The 1589-nt window shown below is 74.7% G+C and carries 2 protein-coding genes; one reads left to right on the top strand and one right to left on the bottom strand.

Going from position 1 to position 1589, the window contains the following annotated elements; translation table 11 throughout:
* A partial coding sequence (locus FV230_RS28135; RefSeq protein ID WP_147844699.1) for a TIM44-like domain-containing protein occupies positions 1-860 on the top strand: 860 nt, incomplete at its 5' end.
* 34 nt (positions 861-894) lie between these two features.
* Here FV230_RS28135 and FV230_RS28130 read toward each other — a convergent pair.
* A partial coding sequence (locus FV230_RS28130; protein ID WP_147844698.1) for an rRNA adenine dimethyltransferase family protein occupies positions 895-1589 on the bottom strand: 695 nt, incomplete at its 5' end.

Here is a 1589-nt window from a genome sequence, read left to right as displayed (position 1 = left end):
GCATGGGCTCGCGCGGCTCGCGCACGTTCAACGCGCCGTCGGCCACCACGACCGCCCCGAGCGCGGCGCCGATGCAGCGCACCCAGACGCAGCCCTCGCCGGGCATGACCAACCCCGGCATGCAGGCCCCTGCCGCGCGCCCCCGCTTCGGCGGCGGCTTCATGGCCGGCCTGCTCGGCGCCGGCCTCCTCGGCGCGCTGCTCGGCGGCGGCTTCTTCGGCGGGCTCGGCGGCATCGCCTCCATGCTCGGCCTGCTGCTGCAGGTCGGCCTCGTGGTGCTGCTCGTCTCCTTCGCGGTGCGCTGGTTCCGCCGCCGCAACGGAGAGCCGGCCGCCGCGGGCGCGCCCTACGCCCGTTCGGGCATGGATCCGAACGCGGCCGGGGGCGGCAATCCCGGCCTCGGCGGTTCGGCCGGCACCGGCGGCATGATGGGCGGCGCCCAGCGTCCGCCGCAGCAGCGCCCGGTGCAGATCGGCCCGAACGACTTCCAGTCGTTCGAGCGCCTGCTCAACGAGGTCCAGGACGCCTATTCGCACGAGGACATGGTCGGCCTGCGCAACCTCGCGACGCCGGAGATGGCCGGCTACTTCGAGGAGGAGCTGCGCGGCAATGCCGCCCGCGGCGTCGTCAACCGCATCTCGGACGTGAAGCTGCAGCAGGGCGACCTGTCGGAATCGTGGGGCGAGGGCGCGCAGGACTTCGCCACGGTGGCGATGCGCTACACCCTGAAGGACGTGACGATCGACCGGAACAGCAACCGCGTCGTCTCCACCGAGCCGGGCGAGGCGACCGAGTTCTGGACCTTCGTGCGTACGCCCGGGCGCTCGTGGATCCTCTCGGCGATCCAGCAGACCCGCTAAGACGCCACGCTTCGACGAAACCGGCCGGCGTCCCTCACGGGGCGCCGGCCTTTCTATGCGCGTCCCACAGGTTGGCGAGCCGGACGAAGCCGGCCACCGGCACCTCCTCGGCCCGCGCGGTCTCGGCGATGCCGGCCTCCGCGAGCAGGGCGATGGGCTCCGGCGTCAGCCCCTTCAGGCTCTGGCGCAGCATCTTGCGGCGCTGCCCGAAGGCGGCGCGCGTCACCGCCTCGAGCGCGCCCGCCCGGCAGGGCAGCGGGGCGGCGCGCGGGACGATGCGCACGACGCTCGAGGTCACCTTCGGCGGCGGCACGAAGGCGGAGGGCGCCACGTCGAACAGGATGTCGCTCTGCGTGCGCCAGCCGCACAGCACGCCGAGGCGGCCGTAATCGGCCCGCTCCGACTCGTCGGCGACGATGCGCTCGGCGACCTCGCGCTGGAACATCAGCGTGGCGGAATCCCACCACGGCGGCCAGGCCTCGCCGTCGAGCCAGCCGGTGAGCAGGGCGGTGCCGACGTTGTAGGGCAGGTTCGCCACGATCCGCGCCGGCCCGTCGCCGATCAGCGGCCGCGGCTCGAAGGCCAGGGCGTCGGCGTCGACGACCGTCAGCCGCCCGGGATGGTGCGCCGCGATCTCGGCCAGGGCCGGCAGGGCGCGGGGATCGCGCTCGACCGCGATCACCCGCGCGGCGCCCTCGGCGAGCAGCGCCCGCGTCAGCCCGCCGGGCC

It is taken from the genome of Methylobacterium sp. WL6 (assembly GCF_008040095.1).
Taxonomy (GTDB): Bacteria; Pseudomonadota; Alphaproteobacteria; order Rhizobiales; family Beijerinckiaceae; genus Methylobacterium.
This window is presented reverse-complemented; position numbering and strand designations above follow the sequence as displayed.